23 protein-coding genes are annotated in these 14,565 nt (G+C 36.4%); 21 read left to right on the top strand and 2 right to left on the bottom strand.

Annotation, left to right across the window (positions count from 1 at the left end; translation table 11 throughout):
- Window positions 1-64: 64 nt before the first annotated feature.
- From ACYVQZ_RS09795 to ACYVQZ_RS09760, 8 genes are all read left to right on the top strand, one after another.
- Complete coding sequence (locus ACYVQZ_RS09795; protein WP_461241203.1) at window positions 65-1,375, top strand: collagen-like triple helix repeat-containing protein; 1,311 nt, start codon at window positions 65-67, stop codon at window positions 1,373-1,375.
- Between the two features lie 366 nt (window positions 1,376-1,741).
- Window positions 1,742-2,104: a hypothetical protein gene (locus tag ACYVQZ_RS09790; protein ID WP_461241202.1), complete on the top strand. Its 363-nt coding sequence runs from the start codon at window positions 1,742-1,744 to the stop codon at window positions 2,102-2,104.
- A gap of 122 nt (window positions 2,105-2,226) precedes the next feature.
- A complete protein-coding gene (locus tag ACYVQZ_RS09785) occupies window positions 2,227-2,427 on the top strand; it encodes a hypothetical protein (protein ID WP_461241201.1) in 201 nt (66 codons plus the stop codon).
- Window positions 2,424-2,624 carry a hypothetical protein gene (locus tag ACYVQZ_RS09780; RefSeq protein WP_461241200.1) on the top strand — a complete coding sequence of 67 codons (201 nt, stop codon included), beginning with the start codon at window positions 2,424-2,426 and terminating at the stop codon, window positions 2,622-2,624. The genes ACYVQZ_RS09785 and ACYVQZ_RS09780 overlap by 4 nt, the downstream gene beginning before the upstream one ends.
- A complete protein-coding gene (locus ACYVQZ_RS09775; RefSeq protein WP_461241199.1) occupies window positions 2,593-2,970 on the top strand; it encodes an acetyl-CoA carboxylase in 378 nt (125 codons plus the stop codon). Before ACYVQZ_RS09780 ends, ACYVQZ_RS09775 begins: the two co-directional genes overlap by 32 nt.
- Before the next feature lie 112 nt (window positions 2,971-3,082).
- Window positions 3,083-3,850: a helix-turn-helix domain-containing protein gene (locus tag ACYVQZ_RS09770; RefSeq protein ID WP_461241198.1), complete on the top strand. Its 768-nt coding sequence runs from the start codon at window positions 3,083-3,085 to the stop codon at window positions 3,848-3,850.
- Window positions 3,847-4,296, top strand: coding sequence for a hypothetical protein (locus tag ACYVQZ_RS09765; protein WP_461241197.1), 450 nt, complete (start codon window positions 3,847-3,849; stop codon window positions 4,294-4,296). The genes ACYVQZ_RS09770 and ACYVQZ_RS09765 overlap by 4 nt, the downstream gene beginning before the upstream one ends.
- Window positions 4,297-4,302: 6 nt before the next feature.
- Window positions 4,303-4,590, top strand: coding sequence for a hypothetical protein (locus tag ACYVQZ_RS09760; RefSeq protein WP_461241196.1), 288 nt, complete (start codon window positions 4,303-4,305; stop codon window positions 4,588-4,590).
- A 43-nt stretch (window positions 4,591-4,633) separates the two neighbouring features.
- Here the strand turns inward: ACYVQZ_RS09760 and ACYVQZ_RS09755 are convergent, their stop codons facing one another.
- The gene (locus tag ACYVQZ_RS09755; protein WP_461241195.1) at window positions 4,634-4,816 is read right to left on the bottom strand and encodes a hypothetical protein; all 183 of its coding nucleotides are present in this window, start codon (window positions 4,814-4,816) and stop codon (window positions 4,634-4,636) included.
- A gap of 103 nt (window positions 4,817-4,919) precedes the next feature.
- Here ACYVQZ_RS09755 and ACYVQZ_RS09750 point away from each other — a divergent pair, with 103 nt between their 5' ends.
- The 12 genes from ACYVQZ_RS09750 (at window position 4,920) to ACYVQZ_RS09695 (ending at window position 13,024) form a co-directional block, all read left to right on the top strand.
- Entirely contained in the window at window positions 4,920-5,192 is a 273-nt protein-coding gene (locus ACYVQZ_RS09750; protein ID WP_461241194.1) for a competence protein ComGC, read from the top strand.
- Window positions 5,185-5,613, top strand: coding sequence for a prepilin-type N-terminal cleavage/methylation domain-containing protein (locus ACYVQZ_RS09745; RefSeq protein ID WP_461241193.1), 429 nt, complete (start codon window positions 5,185-5,187; stop codon window positions 5,611-5,613). Before ACYVQZ_RS09750 ends, ACYVQZ_RS09745 begins: the two co-directional genes overlap by 8 nt.
- Complete coding sequence (locus ACYVQZ_RS09740) at window positions 5,597-5,890, top strand: hypothetical protein (RefSeq protein WP_461241192.1); 294 nt, start codon at window positions 5,597-5,599, stop codon at window positions 5,888-5,890. The genes ACYVQZ_RS09745 and ACYVQZ_RS09740 overlap by 17 nt, the downstream gene beginning before the upstream one ends.
- A complete protein-coding gene (locus ACYVQZ_RS09735; protein ID WP_461241191.1) occupies window positions 5,883-6,332 on the top strand; it encodes a competence type IV pilus minor pilin ComGF in 450 nt (149 codons plus the stop codon). The genes ACYVQZ_RS09740 and ACYVQZ_RS09735 overlap by 8 nt, the downstream gene beginning before the upstream one ends.
- Window positions 6,319-6,591 carry a hypothetical protein gene (locus ACYVQZ_RS09730; protein ID WP_461241190.1) on the top strand — a complete coding sequence of 91 codons (273 nt, stop codon included), beginning with the start codon at window positions 6,319-6,321 and terminating at the stop codon, window positions 6,589-6,591. The genes ACYVQZ_RS09735 and ACYVQZ_RS09730 overlap by 14 nt, the downstream gene beginning before the upstream one ends.
- A 56-nt stretch (window positions 6,592-6,647) precedes the next feature.
- Complete coding sequence (locus ACYVQZ_RS09725; RefSeq protein WP_461241189.1) at window positions 6,648-7,670, top strand: class I SAM-dependent methyltransferase; 1,023 nt, start codon at window positions 6,648-6,650, stop codon at window positions 7,668-7,670.
- 14 nt (window positions 7,671-7,684) lie between these two features.
- Entirely contained in the window at window positions 7,685-8,875 is a 1,191-nt protein-coding gene (locus ACYVQZ_RS09720; protein WP_461241188.1) for an acetate/propionate family kinase, read from the top strand.
- Between the two features lie 82 nt (window positions 8,876-8,957).
- A complete protein-coding gene (locus ACYVQZ_RS09715; RefSeq protein WP_461241187.1) occupies window positions 8,958-9,566 on the top strand; it encodes a metallophosphatase in 609 nt (202 codons plus the stop codon).
- A 66-nt stretch (window positions 9,567-9,632) separates the two neighbouring features.
- On the top strand, window positions 9,633-11,036 hold the full coding sequence (locus ACYVQZ_RS09710) for a bifunctional metallophosphatase/5'-nucleotidase (protein WP_461241186.1): 1,404 nt from the start codon (window positions 9,633-9,635) through the stop codon (window positions 11,034-11,036).
- The gene (locus ACYVQZ_RS09705; protein WP_461241185.1) at window positions 11,036-11,626 is read left to right on the top strand and encodes a YutD family protein; all 591 of its coding nucleotides are present in this window, start codon (window positions 11,036-11,038) and stop codon (window positions 11,624-11,626) included. The genes ACYVQZ_RS09710 and ACYVQZ_RS09705 overlap by 1 nt, the downstream gene beginning before the upstream one ends.
- Before the next feature lie 14 nt (window positions 11,627-11,640).
- A complete protein-coding gene (locus ACYVQZ_RS09700) occupies window positions 11,641-12,417 on the top strand; it encodes a TIGR01457 family HAD-type hydrolase (RefSeq protein WP_461241184.1) in 777 nt (258 codons plus the stop codon).
- Window positions 12,392-13,024 (top strand): TIGR01906 family membrane protein, encoded by a 633-nt coding sequence (locus tag ACYVQZ_RS09695; protein WP_461241183.1) that lies wholly within the window; start codon window positions 12,392-12,394, stop codon window positions 13,022-13,024. The genes ACYVQZ_RS09700 and ACYVQZ_RS09695 overlap by 26 nt, the downstream gene beginning before the upstream one ends.
- On the opposite strand, the gene ACYVQZ_RS09690 is transcribed toward ACYVQZ_RS09695, so the two are convergent.
- A complete protein-coding gene (locus ACYVQZ_RS09690; protein WP_461241182.1) occupies window positions 13,021-13,668 on the bottom strand; it encodes a VTT domain-containing protein in 648 nt (215 codons plus the stop codon). The two genes, ACYVQZ_RS09695 and ACYVQZ_RS09690, sit on opposite strands and share 4 nt — an antisense overlap.
- 211 nt (window positions 13,669-13,879) lie before the next feature.
- Between ACYVQZ_RS09690 and ACYVQZ_RS09685 the strand changes: the two genes are divergently transcribed.
- Entirely contained in the window at window positions 13,880-14,242 is a 363-nt protein-coding gene (locus ACYVQZ_RS09685; protein ID WP_461241181.1) for a hypothetical protein, read from the top strand.
- Window positions 14,243-14,565 lie beyond the last annotated feature (323 nt).

Raw genomic sequence — 14,565 nt, 5'->3', positions numbered from 1 at the left:
CCTGATTTAATGCTTTCCATGGTTCAAATAAGTTATTAATCACGATTAATGATTTATTTGAGCTGTGGAAGGTAAACGCGGTTCTGAATGTCTCTTAAAACCTGTCTCAAATATTGACTTCAATCCAACTGGTACAGTTGATGAATTTCTTACAAGCTTAAAGGGTGCACAAGGTGAACGTGGGTTGCAAGGTGAAACTGGTAAGACTGGTGAGCCTGGTAAACAAGGTGTTCAAGGCAATCCTGGTATCCAGGGACAACCTGGTAAAGGATTCACGATTGCACAAGTTGTCGATGATATTGTAAACGTGGATAGTGCGAGATTATCAGACGGAGACTTTATCCTCATTTCAACGAATGTTGAAGATGAAAACAACAGCAAACTCTATGTTTGGAACTCAGCTGAAAACCAAGCAAAGTTGATTGGTGACTTCAGTGGTGCTCAAGGTATCAAAGGTGATCCTGGTGAACAAGGCGTTCAAGGTGAACAGGGACTTCCTGGAGTGAAAGGTGATCCTGGTGAACAAGGGCAAACTGGTGAAACTGGCAAAGCTGCAACGGTCAAAATTGGCAATGTAACCACTGGCGATACAGGATCAGTCACGAACACTGGAACTGATACTGACGCAGTGCTAGATATTGTTTTACCAACTAAAACTGATGAAGTAGATAACTCATTTCCATACATTACGGGTTACATGGTTGATAAGTCAAATAAACCTTGGGTTATTCGATTCAATAACAGCTTACACTCAACGTTTGTTGATCCAGGCTATGGTGATTTTCCATTAGCTATGACAACAGGGAATCAATCAAGTATTAATGTTTACAACACAAAAGCTGTGGCCAATCCAATTATCGCTAATATCATGAGTGTTGCGCATGGAACTCTTGATCAGATTGACGCATTAAGCACAATTGATGAAACCTACGTTGACACAAATTCGTATGTTGATAATCCTTTGAAAGACAGAAACACGTTTGTTTGGGATAATGTTTATCTTTTAAAGAGCTCACATGGTAATTACCCTGGTCGACAGGCAGCGGTGGTACGCACACTATATGAACTGGGATTGCTAGATGATTATCACGTCATCATGTGTGGTGGCACGTACACGGACGGCACAAAAATACCAGTATTAACAGCTAACTTACCAGTTGCAAAGGATAAGGCAACGAGTGGAACTGGTGAACCAGGATACACAATTACAGCACAGAAACCGGATGGTTATAACGAAATTAATGTTAAGGTAGCTGCTGACGGAACATGGAGTGCTAACACAATTGAAGCGTTAGGAAGTGGAACTCGGTTACTGTATAAAGAGTTTGATACAGACGGTAAAATTGTAAATGCGTTTGTTGGAAATATTGCATAGATTTGCTTATTTTTGGTAAGCATGTTATAGTAACAAAGTTCGATTGAAACAGATATCGAAAATTCAGTGACCGGAACATCATTGGGTCGCTATTTAAATGTTTAACAGAGATTAATCAAATAGCAATAATAAGCCTCAATCCTAAATGGATTGGGGCTTTTTTTGTTAATAATATGATATTATATTCTTACGGGGGATGTAATTATGAGGAAAAGATATAGGGGACGGCACGCAAGAATAAATAAAGGGTATCGAGATAACAATAATCCATATGCAAATAGCCCATGGTTTTTTATGAGACATCCAAAGAGAACATTTTGGTATTTTATTATAGCTGCGTTTATTTTTTGTGGCATTCTCTATGCAATGAATCAGGACTCATCAACTCCAACTAATGACAATACATCAGCAGTAAGCAGCGACTCATCAAGCAAGCATAAGCATCATAAAAGCAAAGATAAGGAAAATAGTAATACTGATCAAGGCAGTACACAGACTGTAGGCACAAGTAAGACGCAATCAAGCAAAGGTATTGATCATAGTAAAGATGGAAAACCATCATCGGGTAATCATTCCGTAAAAGATGATTACTCTGAGGAATACTCATTCCCAAATGCCGCAACTCAGTCCAGCAGTCCAAATTCTACTCAAAACGAAAACGATTACAGGAGCACAAATAGTAGTTCGGTGTCAAGCCCGCAACTATACCAACAAACACCCAGCAACTAACACCAATAAAATGGTAAAGCTTAAATCTTTTATCTTAGATTTAAGCTTTTTTATTTTGGCCTTGATTAATCGAACGAGTGTTCGTATAATTGAACTTGAATTCTACGAAACGGGGCAGACAAATGGCATATAAATACTTCGATAAAAACAACAAAGAAATTAAGCATAGCAACCCACTGGAAGCAGCTGAAGATTTGAATGTAATTAAATTTGTGTCAACTGGTGAACCGAAATCTGAAAGTTACATCAGAACCGGAGCAGGTTGGTTACCTGAATCAGACGTACAAGGTAAGAGTTCGTTTATTGATCGGAGTCAACAATGAATGAAGCGATTGAAGCATACAAACAGCATAAATTGAACCTGGGTAACTTGCGTCAATTGTTCATTGGCTCAGGTAGTGATTCATACGTTGATTTGGTCATGTATGAAATTGGCTATGATCAGTTTGTTTTTTATGTATTTGCTGCTAAAGAGGGAGATGTATACAATGGAGAAGTATATCCAGAAGGCTACGTTTGAGATCAAACCACAAGATGAAGTAGATTTGATTATTGAGCGTATTAAACCTTTATTTAAAAGATTACGTGGACACCGATACCATGTCCTTGTAGTTAATGCTCGACCTTTTAAGCAGATAAACTTTTTCTTTGAAGATGACAGTCAGTATGACAATAATCATTCAATTCCATTGCATACGTTAAAGAATGATGATTTGGAGTATTTCGAAACGGTCATGAAATTATATAGAAGAAAAACAAATTTATCTGTTAAATTAAGAGGTTTTCAAGGCTTGAAATGGCCGTCAAACGATAAGCACATTCAACGACCCAAGGATTATGATAAAGATGAATTGAAGTACACTTAAGCCTGCATTAATTTGAGTAGTTTTTTTTATTTTTTCATTTAAACTCCTAAAAGAGTTGCCTATAACTCTTAAAAGAGTTATTATAAAAATAAAAAAAGAAAGCGTGATAATAATGGATAAACAAATCAAAAATTTAATAGATAATAGATCAGTTCGTATTACATCAGAAAATTTCATGGACGCAAAAACTGCTGCAGAAATTTGGGGCATGAATGATACTTATGTAAGAACTGCAATCAAACAGAACCCAGACAAATGGCCAAATGGCTCTTATCGAAAGTTTGGTACAACATTAGTAGTCACTTCTTTAGGGATGGAGGCTGTAACAGGTAAGGCCGATCCTAGATTATTTGTTTTGATACCGAGAATTGGTCATGACTTAACTAACACAAAAAAGGATAAAATTATAAAAGCAGCTCGCTCGATAGCTGGTCATAACCTAAAAGAAAGTGGAACTGGAACACTCAGTGACTATCTACCCCAAGCAGTTAAAGAATATACAGAAAAAGAAGTTAGTGAGTTAAAATCTATCAGAGAAGATAAGGAACATTTTACTATTGTAAATACTGAAATTGGTGCAATCAAGGTTAATATTGATGGTGAAGATATCTTAATTCGAAATGGTGGAATCGACGGTGAAACAAGAATTGCAATTTTAGATGATTTGTCGACTGCTGATTTTAAAAAGAAGTATCCAAACGGTCCAAGTTTAGAAGTGAAAGAAGAGCAACGCATTTCAGGAGAAAATATTCAAATACAAGGCTTTGAACAATCATTTACTGGTGAGTATCAAGCGTATTCGCTTGATGAGTGGAGCTTGACAGGAAGTTTCCCCGAACGAGGGTCAGTTTACTTTGTAAAAATTGGAGCATATAAATGAGAAAGATTGATTTAATTGGACAGACATTTGGCCATTTGACAGTTATAAAAGAAGCTAAAAAGCTGAATAAAAGAACTGCTTGGCTCTGCCAATGTGATTGTGGCAAACAGGTTATCGTGGCAACTAAGTATTTAAGAAATGGACATACAATAAGTTGTGGGCACGTTAAAGCGGATAGAAACCACACTGTTGCGCCAGGATATGAGGCGAAGAGAGTTAATGGTGTAGCAACGTTCTTACTTGATAAAAAACGTAAACTTCGCACTGATAATTCAACTGGTATTACGGGTGTTAAGAAAGTGAAGTATAAGGACGGAACAATACACTACTCTGCCGATATTACTATAAATAAAAAAAGGACACACATAGGAACATTTGATACAATAAAGGAAGCAAAACAGGCAAGAAAACAGGCTGAAAATGAACTGATCCCAAAAAAGGAGTAATTAGAAATGGCATATCATTCAGACGAATTTTTGCGAAAACGTCAAAACGACCCTAAGTGGCATGATCTTTATGTTCAAAGAATGCAACAACGTGAAGCTGAAAATAGGCAAAATGCTATCAATGTGCAGCATAGACGAACTCGTAACGCTATTTCAAATGTGACAAAGAATATCCTTGATCTAATTGGTTCAATTGCATTCTTTGTGGTAATTTATTACATTGGCAGAATGTTTGGATATACAAATATTTATATTACGTTTTGGGAAATGTTAAAAAATTTATATTACAATTAAAAGAAAGGCAACCGCAATCAAGCGGTTGCCTTTATCCTTGTCGTTATTCGGTAAGTATTTCATGCATATTGTCTTTTAGATGTTCAAAGAATGCGGCAGCGTCATCGACTGATTCACATTCTTTGGCGTAAATAGCATTGCCGTGACACAAAACAGCTACCCAGTGTGCAGTTTGTTCTAGTACATGATAGTGTCCATTCGTTTTAAAATAAAATTGTTTAATCATAGTAATTCCTCCTTACATAATACATACGCAAAGAATGATGAATTCACTTTTTTATTTTTAGTTTCTTCTATATTAATAAACATATTTAGAAATGCTCATTGAAATGGCAATTGTGCTCTTTATCATTAGTTTATTAATTTTAATTGTCCTACCAAACTTAGCTTCACAACGAAAACATGCCAGTGGTGTTCACCGTAGTGCTATGGTGTCAGTTGTTCAAACTCAAATTGACTTATATCAAAATGAAACTGGAGAAGGCAAGGTTGATTTTGAAACACTGCAAGCCCAAGATTATTTGACTAAAGATCAGGTGGCGAAAGCCCAAAAAGAAAATATTAGCATTGTTGGTGATCATGCTGTGCAGAAAAATGACTAGACAAGCTGCATTTACACTGATTGAATCAGTCATTGTTTTGGGGTTAATTTGTGTGGTAGTCTCCTTTGGGTCAATTAGATTGACGGCGATGACACAAGCAGACCAGGAAAAACAATTTTGGCGTCAACTAGATCAAAATTGGCAGGCTAGTAAAGTCCGAGCAGAAAATAATCAACAAGAAACAGAAATCAAACATTTCAACGGCGTGATTCGTTTTAGATGGATTGAAAATTATCGCAGTCAATACAGCGACGTGACTATTCCATCAACAATTCAGGTAGTTCAATTCAAAAAATTAAAAATGTTAGCGAACGGTTATGTTAAAGCGGGGACACAAAAATTCTATTCAACTAGAACCAAGAGAAATTATGAAATGAAAATTCAGCTGGCATGGGGGAATTATTATGTGGAAACAACATAGAGCTTTTGTGTTAGCTGACAGTGTTGTTGCGTTATTTTTAATTTCAATGGTGGCCGTCTGGATTTGTCTGTCACAAGTTCAGTTAGTGAGTCAGATGAATCATGCAAGACAAGAAGCACAATTGGCAAGACTAGCTAAAGAGGCTTCAGATCAGTATGCTATTGATCATCAGAATCAACATTTACAAAAAGATGGATACCACATTATTGTGAATCAAACGGGAGTGCAAATTTTGAAAAATCAGCACCTTAAATTTACGGTGAAACGCAATGAATAAAATGCGGGCATTTACTTTGTTAGAATGTGTGATCGCACTACTAGTGACAGTTATGGTGTCCATCGTGATTAATTTTACTTTGCATAGTTTTCAACAACAGCAACCGACTAAAGATGCCACTATTAACTGGTACTTATTTTTGCGTGAATTAGAATCTCCTAGTCATGAATTTGAACTCATTGATTGTGGTAAAAATACGATTAAGCTACACAGCAAAACACGACACAAACAGTTTGATTTAAAACATGGTAATCAAAAAGTGTATTTAACGTTAATTGGCAACGGTGGTGGCTATTTACCGTTATTAGATCATGTTAAGAAATTTCAGCCCCGACAGATTTCTGCTCAACAAGTTGAACTGAGTATTGAATTAGATGATGGAAGGCAGTATCATGGCGTCGTCAAATTTTTAAAAGGTGAACCAGAAAATGAAACAGAATAGTTATGTGCTAGTGAATGTATTAATTGTCATTTTATTTCTAACAACATTTAGTATTTTGAGGTATCAACATTACAGTGCCCAACATCAACTCTACCGAAAATTACAAAATGAGTTATTAGCTCAAACAATGGAAAACTTTAGTGAAGATGAACAACCAGTTGTCCATTTTAATACTGGTAGCGTTCGACATACCAAGAGTCAGACTAGTATTGAACTGAAAAGTGGTTACAAATTAATTCTTATGAAAGCGACTTCTTGAATTTGCTTGTGAAAATCTGTAAACTAATGGGGTGAGCAGAAGATTTGTGATGGGAGTTGAGAAGTCTGGCACACGAAAAGGTTGAAACCGTTTTTAAATTATTGGATGAATCAACTGAAGTGTTAAAAAAAACGTTAGACAGTTCTTACTTGGATGCGTTTATTGAAACCGGTGAAAATTTACTGGATAATAAACAGGTTCAAGTAGAAGACGGTAAACCTGACGCCGCTGAAGTTCAGCAGTTGGATGATATCTATCAGCAACTTGATTTGGACAACATTGATTCGGAAACGTTTAGAAGCGCAATACAGTTATGTATGTTAAAGGCAATTAAAGAAGATCATATTCAGGCTAATCATCAAATGACACCTGATACAATTGGTATTTTGATGGCTTCTTTAATTGAGAAGGTAACTCATAAATCTGAAATTGATAGTATTTTTGATTTAGCTGTTGGTACAGGTAACTTGTTGACCACTGTCATGAATCACTTAGCATCAACCAACCAAGCAAAACTACATGGTTATGGTATTGATAATGATGACTCATTACTTGCAGTGGCGAGTGTTTCAACAGCACTCCAAAAACTACCGGTGGATCTTTATCATCAAGACGCAATTGATTCGCTAGACATTGGGCAATGTGATATCGTGGTTAGCGATTTGCCTGTTGGCTATTATCCATTAGATGACAATGTCAAAAACTACGAAACTAGTGCCAAAAAAGGTCACTCATATGTTCATCATTTATTGATTGAACAGGCAATCAATTATTTGAAGCCAGGTGGCTTTGGCGTATTCTTGGTGCCAAGTAATGTTTTTCAGACGAATCAGACGGACCATTTTGTGGAATGGATTCAGTCACATGCTCATCTACAAGGCATCATTAATTTACCAACTGATTTATTTACGAATCAACAAAGTCAAAAATCAATTTTATTGATTCAACGTGATGGTGGTAACAGTGCTCAGGCAAAAAAAGTATTGTTGGGTGAATTTCCATCATTAAAAGATCAGCGAGCTTTTACTCAATTTATGCAAGAGATTGATGAATGGGTTACAACAAATTTAAATGTTTAAAGGAGATCGAAATAATGTCAAAAACAATCGCAATTAATGCAGGAAGTTCTACTTTAAAGTTCAAACTATTTGAAATTCCTTCAGAACAGGTTTTATCGTCAGGTTTAATCGAAAAAATCGGTTTTGATGATGCCATCGTCACCATCAAGTATGGTGACGGTCAAAAATTTAATGAAACAGTGCCAGTTAAAGATCACGAAGTGGCTGTTAATATCTTATTAAAGGAATTAATTGATCTTAAAATCATCAGTGACTTCTCAGAAATTACTGGTATAGGTCATCGAATTGTGGCCGGTGGAGAATATTTCAAAGATTCTGTCTTAATTGATGATGATGTTTTGGCAAAGATTGATGAACTGGCTGATTATGCACCATTACACAACCCAGCCAATGCAATGGGCGTCCGTGCATTCCGTAAAATCTTACCTGATGTCCCTTCTGTAGCCGTGTTTGATACTTCTTTCCATACAACTATGCCTGAAGAAAACTTCTTGTATAGTGTGCCTTACGAATGGTACGAAAAATATGGTGCTCGTAAGTATGGTGCTCACGGTACTAGTCACCGTTACATTTCCGGCCGTGCAGCTGAAATGTTAGGTAAGCCATTATCTGAATTAAAATTAATTACATTACACTTAGGCGCAGGTGCCTCTATTACAGCTGTTAAAGATGGTAAATCATATGACACATCAATGGGCTTTACACCATTAGCAGGTTTAACAATGGCAACTCGTTCAGGTGATATTGATGCATCAATGGTTGCTTGGCTTGAAGATAAACTCGGCATTAGCTCAGACGAAATGATTGATATTTTAAATCACAAGTCAGGCCTTGTTGGCATTTCAGGTGTTTCAAGCGATATGCGTGACTTGGAAAAAGTCAAGGATACCAATCACCGCGCACAATTAGCCTTGGATATTTGGTCAAACCGGGTTATCCGTTATGTGGGCCAATATTTGGCTGAGATGAACGGTGCAGATGCGATTGTCTTCACTGCTGGTGTTGGTGAAAATGATATTAACTTGCGTCAAGAAATTACCGATAATCTTTCATTCTTTGGTATTAAAGTTGACCCTGAAAAGAACAACGTTCGTGGTGAAGAACGTGATATCTCAGCAGACGATGCTAAGATTAAAACACTATTAATTCCAACCGATGAAGAATTAATGATTGCTAGAGATGTTGAACGATTAAAAAATAAATAAGTGCGATATAATGGAAGGTAATCAGTTTTAAACTGATTACCTTTTTTTAATAGTAAAGAAATAAATACAGAGGAGCATGTACATGAGATACTTTACGTCTGACACGCATTTTTATCACGATCATTTATTAGGACGAAGTCAGTTTGCTCCGCGACCTTTTTTAACTGTCGAAGATATGAATCAAACGATTATTGATAACTGGAATAAAGTGGTGACCGAAGACGATACCGTGTATCACTTGGGGGATATTGCGCTGTACTTTACAAAACCGGCTCGTAAATCGGAAGAAGCAGTGTTGAAAATTTTGAATGAATTACATGGACATCTCGTCTTAATCAAAGGTAATCATGATAATCGTGCGTTATTTAAATTTTTAGCACAAAATAATTACACATACGGTGGTAAACCAAAATTTGAATTTCATGATGTGGGCGTCTTAATCAAGTACGACCATCGCCAATATTATTTGACGCATTATCCAATGATGTTAGGTATTGCGCCACAAATTATTAATTTGCACGGACACATTCACCATTATGCTGTCCCTGCAAAAGAAAACATTAATGTTGGTGTTGATACTCCAGAGGTTGACTATTTGGCACAAAAACCAGCGTTTGGGACACCATTTTCTTTTGCTCAGATTGAAGAAATGGTCGAAGGCAAATGGGTTGATTATGCCAAACGACACTAGCCAGGAATCTTGACCAGTTGAAAAGATTACTATAGGATACAATTAATAGCTGTGGGAGGACTCAAGTTGTCTGAAAAAATTACAATTTTACATACAAATGATTTGCACTCTCATTTTGAAAACTGGCCCAAAATTAGGCGTTATTTGACGAGCCAAAAACAAGCGCTCGAAGAACCGGCACACACGGTGTTAACGTTTGATATTGGGGATGCAATGGATCGGGTTCACCCATTGACTGAAGCTACAGACGGCCAAGCAAACGTGCAGCTCTTGAATGAAGTGCAATATGACGGCGTGACGATTGGCAATAATGAGGGCTTAGGTAATACCAAAGAACAGTTGGAACGGTTATACCAAAATGCTAATTTTGATGTTATTTTGGGAAATTTGTTAGATCAAAAAAATGATGAAACACCATCATTTGCGACAGATTTTAAGGTGATTACCACTGCACAAAAGACTAGAATTGGTGTAATGGGGCTCACGGCGCCATTTATTTTAACGTATCCGTTAGAAGGTTGGAATCCGATTGCTGTTTTTAAAGCTATCCCTTACCTACTGGACAAATATAAGGGACAATACGACGTTTTAGTACTATTGTCTCATCTGGGAATTGGGGTTGACGAGCAAATTGCTAATCATTTTCCAGAGTTTGACGTTATTATCGGCAGTCACACGCATCATCTACTCGAACACGGTAAAAAAGTAGGGCATTCACTGTTAGCGGCTGCAGGAAAATATGGCCAGTATATCGGTAAGATTGATCTTGAATTAACTGACAATAGTCAAATTAAGTCCGCACAAGCTCGTGTCGTTGTGACACAACACTTGCCGGAACAAAAAGAAGATCAAACACAAATTGCCGGTTACATCCAACAGGGAGAGAATCTACTAGCACAACAAAAAATCGCCAAAATACCACATTCATTATCTGTTGATTTTGAAACTGATTCACGCCTGATCGATGTAGGGTTAAAAGCGTTAGAAGAATTTACAGATACTAAGGCGGCCATTTTGAATACTGGACTATTTTTAACGGGACTTCCTAAAGGTGTTATCGATCGTAATCAATTGCACAAAATGCTCCCACATGCGATGCATGTTATGAAAGTTGAGTTAAGTGGTGCTGATTTAATTCGGTTAGTTCGTGAAATTGAAAAGAATCGCAATTTTTTACGTCGATTTCCGCTAAAAGGAATGGGCTTTCGTGGTAAAGTATTTGGTGAAGTCCACTATGCCGGGATTGATTATGATGCCACTACTAAACAAGTATTATTTGACGGGACACCAGTTAGCATATTTGAGCGTTACCAGTTGGCAACACTTGATCATTATTTGTTTATTCCGTTTTTCCCTACGATTGAAATCGCTGGTAGTAATGAATTAATGTATAACAAATTTTTCAGAGATGTATATGGCAATTATTTAATGACCCATTACCCTTATGATAGTGAAGAAAAGGATAGCTAATGAACAGAGAAAAAACACAAGAATTAATTGACCTACGAGAAGAGCAACGCGCTGATATCTTCACCGTCGTTAGACAAGATGAAGAAAATTTCACCGTAAATGGGCATGCTTATCGATTAATAACGGAGCATAAACAAGGATTTGATGCCGATAAGTTCGGTCAACGCTTTAGTACTGTACTCAGTAAATACGACTATATTGTTGGTGACTGGGGCTTTGATCAGCTGCGGTTAAAGGGCTTTTATGATGAACAGAATCCTAGTGCAACCAAGCTTTTGTTATCAGATAATATTCAAGATTACTTATATGAAGACTGTAATTTTGGTTGTGCCTACTTTATCGTACAAAATTTAGATGTACAGGTACCAAAGCAGCGACATACAAAGCGTCGAAGTTCTGCCAAAAAGCCAAGTCGACACTCGAGAAATACTTCTCATACAACGAATTCAGGTGAGTCCAAGAAGATGACGCCTGTTATTAAAGAAAAAAAAGAATCACAAAACCAAAGTGTAAAACAAAGAAAGCATCAAAAAGCAGTAACGGTAAATGAAAATTCAAGGAACAAAAAATTTGTCATTCGACATAAGTAATGGAGACAACAGTAATGAATTATCAAGGATATTTCATGGATCTGGATGGAACAACCTATCGTGGTAAAGATCAAATTGCATCAGCGGCAAGATTTGTTAAAAGATTACAACAGGAAAACAAACAACTATTGTTTGTGACCAATAATAGTACGAGATCACCGCAGTTTGTGGCCGATAATTTAAGACAAAATCATGACATTAATGTAACCGCTGAGAATGTTTACACTACGGCTCTTGCCACGGCTGATTACTTGGATGAAAAAGCTACAAAAAAGCGCAGTATGTATGTTGTGGGCGAAAGTGGTTTGAAAGATGCTTTACTGAAGAAAGGTTTTTTCTTCGATGAAGTTGCACCAAATTACGTGATTGTCGGCTTGGATTCAGATGTGACTTACCATAAATTACAACTGGCAGTGTTAGCGATTCGTAATGGCGCCACCTTTATCGGGACGAATGCTGATAGCAATTTACCAAATGAACAAGGAATGGTGCCTGGTGCAGGTTCAATTGTTAAATTGGTTGAGTATGCCACACAAACACGACCTATTATGATCGGTAAACCGGAAAAAATCATTATGGAAATGGCATTAAAAAAATGTCAGTTAGATCGTAGTCAGGTCATTATGGTCGGCGATAACATTCACACAGATATTCAAGCGGGTATTAATGTCAGTATGGATACACTACTGGTGTATACAGGACTTTCAACAAAAGAAGACGTGGAAAAAGATCAAATTTTCCCAACATATCAGGTGAAAACATTAGATGAATGGCAATTTGATGAAAACTAAAATAAAAACATCAGTGATTTTTTTATTGCTGGTGTTATTTTTAATTAGTTTGAGCATTGTGCTGACATTAAATGTGAGTGCCATTCAGTTTTGGTTATCACATGCTAGAATTGCTGGCGTGAACAAAACTCAAATGATGCGCGATTATCGCCACTTATTGATTTATTTACAACTACCGTTTCAGTCATCGTTTCACTTTCAATTCATTCCTAGTAGTAAGCCGGCCATGAGCCATTTTCTAGATGTTAAAAAAATGTTTTTATTCAATGAAGTGATCTGCATTGTGACTGGGGCAATTGTGGTTCCCACATTAGTCAAACAAAAAAGGCAACATCAGTTATGGAAGCTGATATTGCCACTACAATATTTTTTGGTTTTACTGTTGATGCTTGGCTTTTTACTGGTTATTAACTTTGAAAAGTTCTTTATTAAGTTTCATCAAATGACGTTTAACAATAATGACTGGATTTTTAACCCCAATACCGATCCAATTATCAATGTATTAACAGAAAACTTTTTTACTTCAAGTGTGATTATTTTTGTGGGATTGTTTCTAATTGAAGTATTGATATTGATAATTATCGCGAGAAGAAATATTGAACGTTAGGCTTTGGTACCTGAAATTCTTGATTTAATAAAGCCAACCACGGCTGGAATTAGAGTTACTACGATAATAGCTAAAATGATTGCGGAGAAGTGTGCTTTGACAAAAGGCAAGTTACCAAAGAAAAAGCCACTTAAACAGCAAATGAAGACCCAAGAAAAACAGCCAATAAGACTATATGGCAGAAATTTACGGTAAGCAAATCCTGAACCGGCAGAGACAAATGGTGCAAAGGTTCTAATGATTGGCATAAAGCGGGCCAAGATGATGGCAGAGGCGCCATGTTTTTCGAAAAATAGTTCGGCGCGTTGAAGACTATTTTGGTCGATTAACCTATTGAGTAGGGGATGCTTGCTGATTGATTTCCCCACTTTGTGGCCAATAAAGAAGTTTAAAGAGTCGCCACTGATACAAGCAATCAGAAACAAAATGATGAAGAGTTCAATACTAAGATGGTACTGAGCATTAGCTGCCAATGCACTTGCAGCAAACAGCAATGAATCACCTGGTAGAAACGGCAGGATAACCGCGCCTGTTTCAATAAAGATGATGGCAAATAAAATGAGATAGGACCAATCACCGAATGCATTGACAATAGAAACTAGGTGCGCATCGATGTGTAAAACAAAATCAATTAAAGTAGACAAGGCGTTATCCCCTTAGATTTTTTATGAGTTATTTTTAATAATTGAATACCGGATTGATTTTATCAATATTATTGAAGTTTGTAAATTGGCTTCATGATTTCTTAAGAGTTAAAACAAATTTCGATATGAATAGGTAAGTTGCTTTACATCTGTTTTGAAATATTATTTAATGGCAATAGGCATATTTTAAGAGAGTAAGGAGATAGGTGTATTGACTAAAGTATCAGGAACTATCTTATTTGATGACGGTAAAAACAGTAGTTTTTTAGTTAAGGAGTCAAATCCATATCAATTTTTATCCACTTATATAGAAGAAAATAAAACCGCATTAGCAACAATGTTGACTTTCTTTAAAGGAAATATGGGTATACCAGTGGACTGTCTTAGGCTTGAAGAACTCGCAATGTTAAAGGGAACCAAGAAACAAAGTTTATTTGTTTTTTCTATTCACGATCAAAAGGAAAAAATTGAACAGAAATTAAAGAGCGATTCAAGTGCAGAATTTGTTGATGTGTCAAAGCTTACGGCTCTTTTTGATACAGTTGAAATAGATACAGCTCCATTCTTTGAATAATTTTTTAAATTCTGTCTTGACCGAGTCTTTTTTTATTGCTATGATATTTGTTGTCGTCAAGAAGTAGTCGTCAAAAAGTTGAGAGAGTAAGGGCTTAGTTAAATTAGAAAATGATGAATATTTATTCATTTTCAAAATTAATTATTGACACTCACTACTCACGATGATATGATTTAATAGTTGCCTTTTGGCAGCTAAGTAGACCTTTGAAAACTGAATAAAGTTTCGACGAATCAAATGTGCAGGGCTCTTAAAACGTAGATTTTAAGAGAAATAACATTTGCGAAGTCAATTCGCTAAAAGCAACAAATAAAAAGAGCTAT

The organism is Paucilactobacillus salsurae (assembly GCF_054784995.1).
This window is presented reverse-complemented; position numbering and strand designations above follow the sequence as displayed.

What these genes read in the sequence shown, in the direction of transcription:
- ACYVQZ_RS09765 (WP_461241197.1), top strand. Translation starts at nt 3,847, where the DNA reads ATGAGAAAGATTGATTTAATTGGACAGACATTTGGCCATTTGACAGTT.
- ACYVQZ_RS09700 (WP_461241184.1), top strand. Translation starts at nt 11,641, where the DNA reads ATGAATTATCAAGGATATTTCATGGATCTGGATGGAACAACCTATCGT.
- ACYVQZ_RS09715 (WP_461241187.1), top strand. Translation starts at nt 8,958, where the DNA reads ATGAGATACTTTACGTCTGACACGCATTTTTATCACGATCATTTATTA.
- ACYVQZ_RS09750 (WP_461241194.1), top strand. Translation starts at nt 4,920, where the DNA reads ATGGCAATTGTGCTCTTTATCATTAGTTTATTAATTTTAATTGTCCTA.
- ACYVQZ_RS09730 (WP_461241190.1), top strand. Translation starts at nt 6,319, where the DNA reads ATGAAACAGAATAGTTATGTGCTAGTGAATGTATTAATTGTCATTTTA.
- ACYVQZ_RS09720 (WP_461241188.1), top strand. Translation starts at nt 7,685, where the DNA reads ATGTCAAAAACAATCGCAATTAATGCAGGAAGTTCTACTTTAAAGTTC.
- ACYVQZ_RS09770 (WP_461241198.1), top strand. Translation starts at nt 3,083, where the DNA reads ATGGATAAACAAATCAAAAATTTAATAGATAATAGATCAGTTCGTATT.
- ACYVQZ_RS09780 (WP_461241200.1), top strand. Translation starts at nt 2,424, where the DNA reads ATGAATGAAGCGATTGAAGCATACAAACAGCATAAATTGAACCTGGGT.
- ACYVQZ_RS09790 (WP_461241202.1), top strand. Translation starts at nt 1,742, where the DNA reads ATGAATCAGGACTCATCAACTCCAACTAATGACAATACATCAGCAGTA.
- ACYVQZ_RS09735 (WP_461241191.1), top strand. Translation starts at nt 5,883, where the DNA reads ATGAATAAAATGCGGGCATTTACTTTGTTAGAATGTGTGATCGCACTA.
- ACYVQZ_RS09775 (WP_461241199.1), top strand. Translation starts at nt 2,593, where the DNA reads ATGGAGAAGTATATCCAGAAGGCTACGTTTGAGATCAAACCACAAGAT.
- ACYVQZ_RS09705 (WP_461241185.1), top strand. Translation starts at nt 11,036, where the DNA reads ATGAACAGAGAAAAAACACAAGAATTAATTGACCTACGAGAAGAGCAA.
- ACYVQZ_RS09760 (WP_461241196.1), top strand. Translation starts at nt 4,303, where the DNA reads ATGGCATATCATTCAGACGAATTTTTGCGAAAACGTCAAAACGACCCT.
- ACYVQZ_RS09695 (WP_461241183.1), top strand. Translation starts at nt 12,392, where the DNA reads ATGAATGGCAATTTGATGAAAACTAAAATAAAAACATCAGTGATTTTT.
- ACYVQZ_RS09740 (WP_461241192.1), top strand. Translation starts at nt 5,597, where the DNA reads ATGTGGAAACAACATAGAGCTTTTGTGTTAGCTGACAGTGTTGTTGCG.
- ACYVQZ_RS09755 (WP_461241195.1), bottom strand. Translation starts at nt 4,816, where the DNA reads ATGATTAAACAATTTTATTTTAAAACGAATGGACACTATCATGTACTA.
- ACYVQZ_RS09785 (WP_461241201.1), top strand. Translation starts at nt 2,227, where the DNA reads ATGGCATATAAATACTTCGATAAAAACAACAAAGAAATTAAGCATAGC.
- ACYVQZ_RS09745 (WP_461241193.1), top strand. Translation starts at nt 5,185, where the DNA reads ATGACTAGACAAGCTGCATTTACACTGATTGAATCAGTCATTGTTTTG.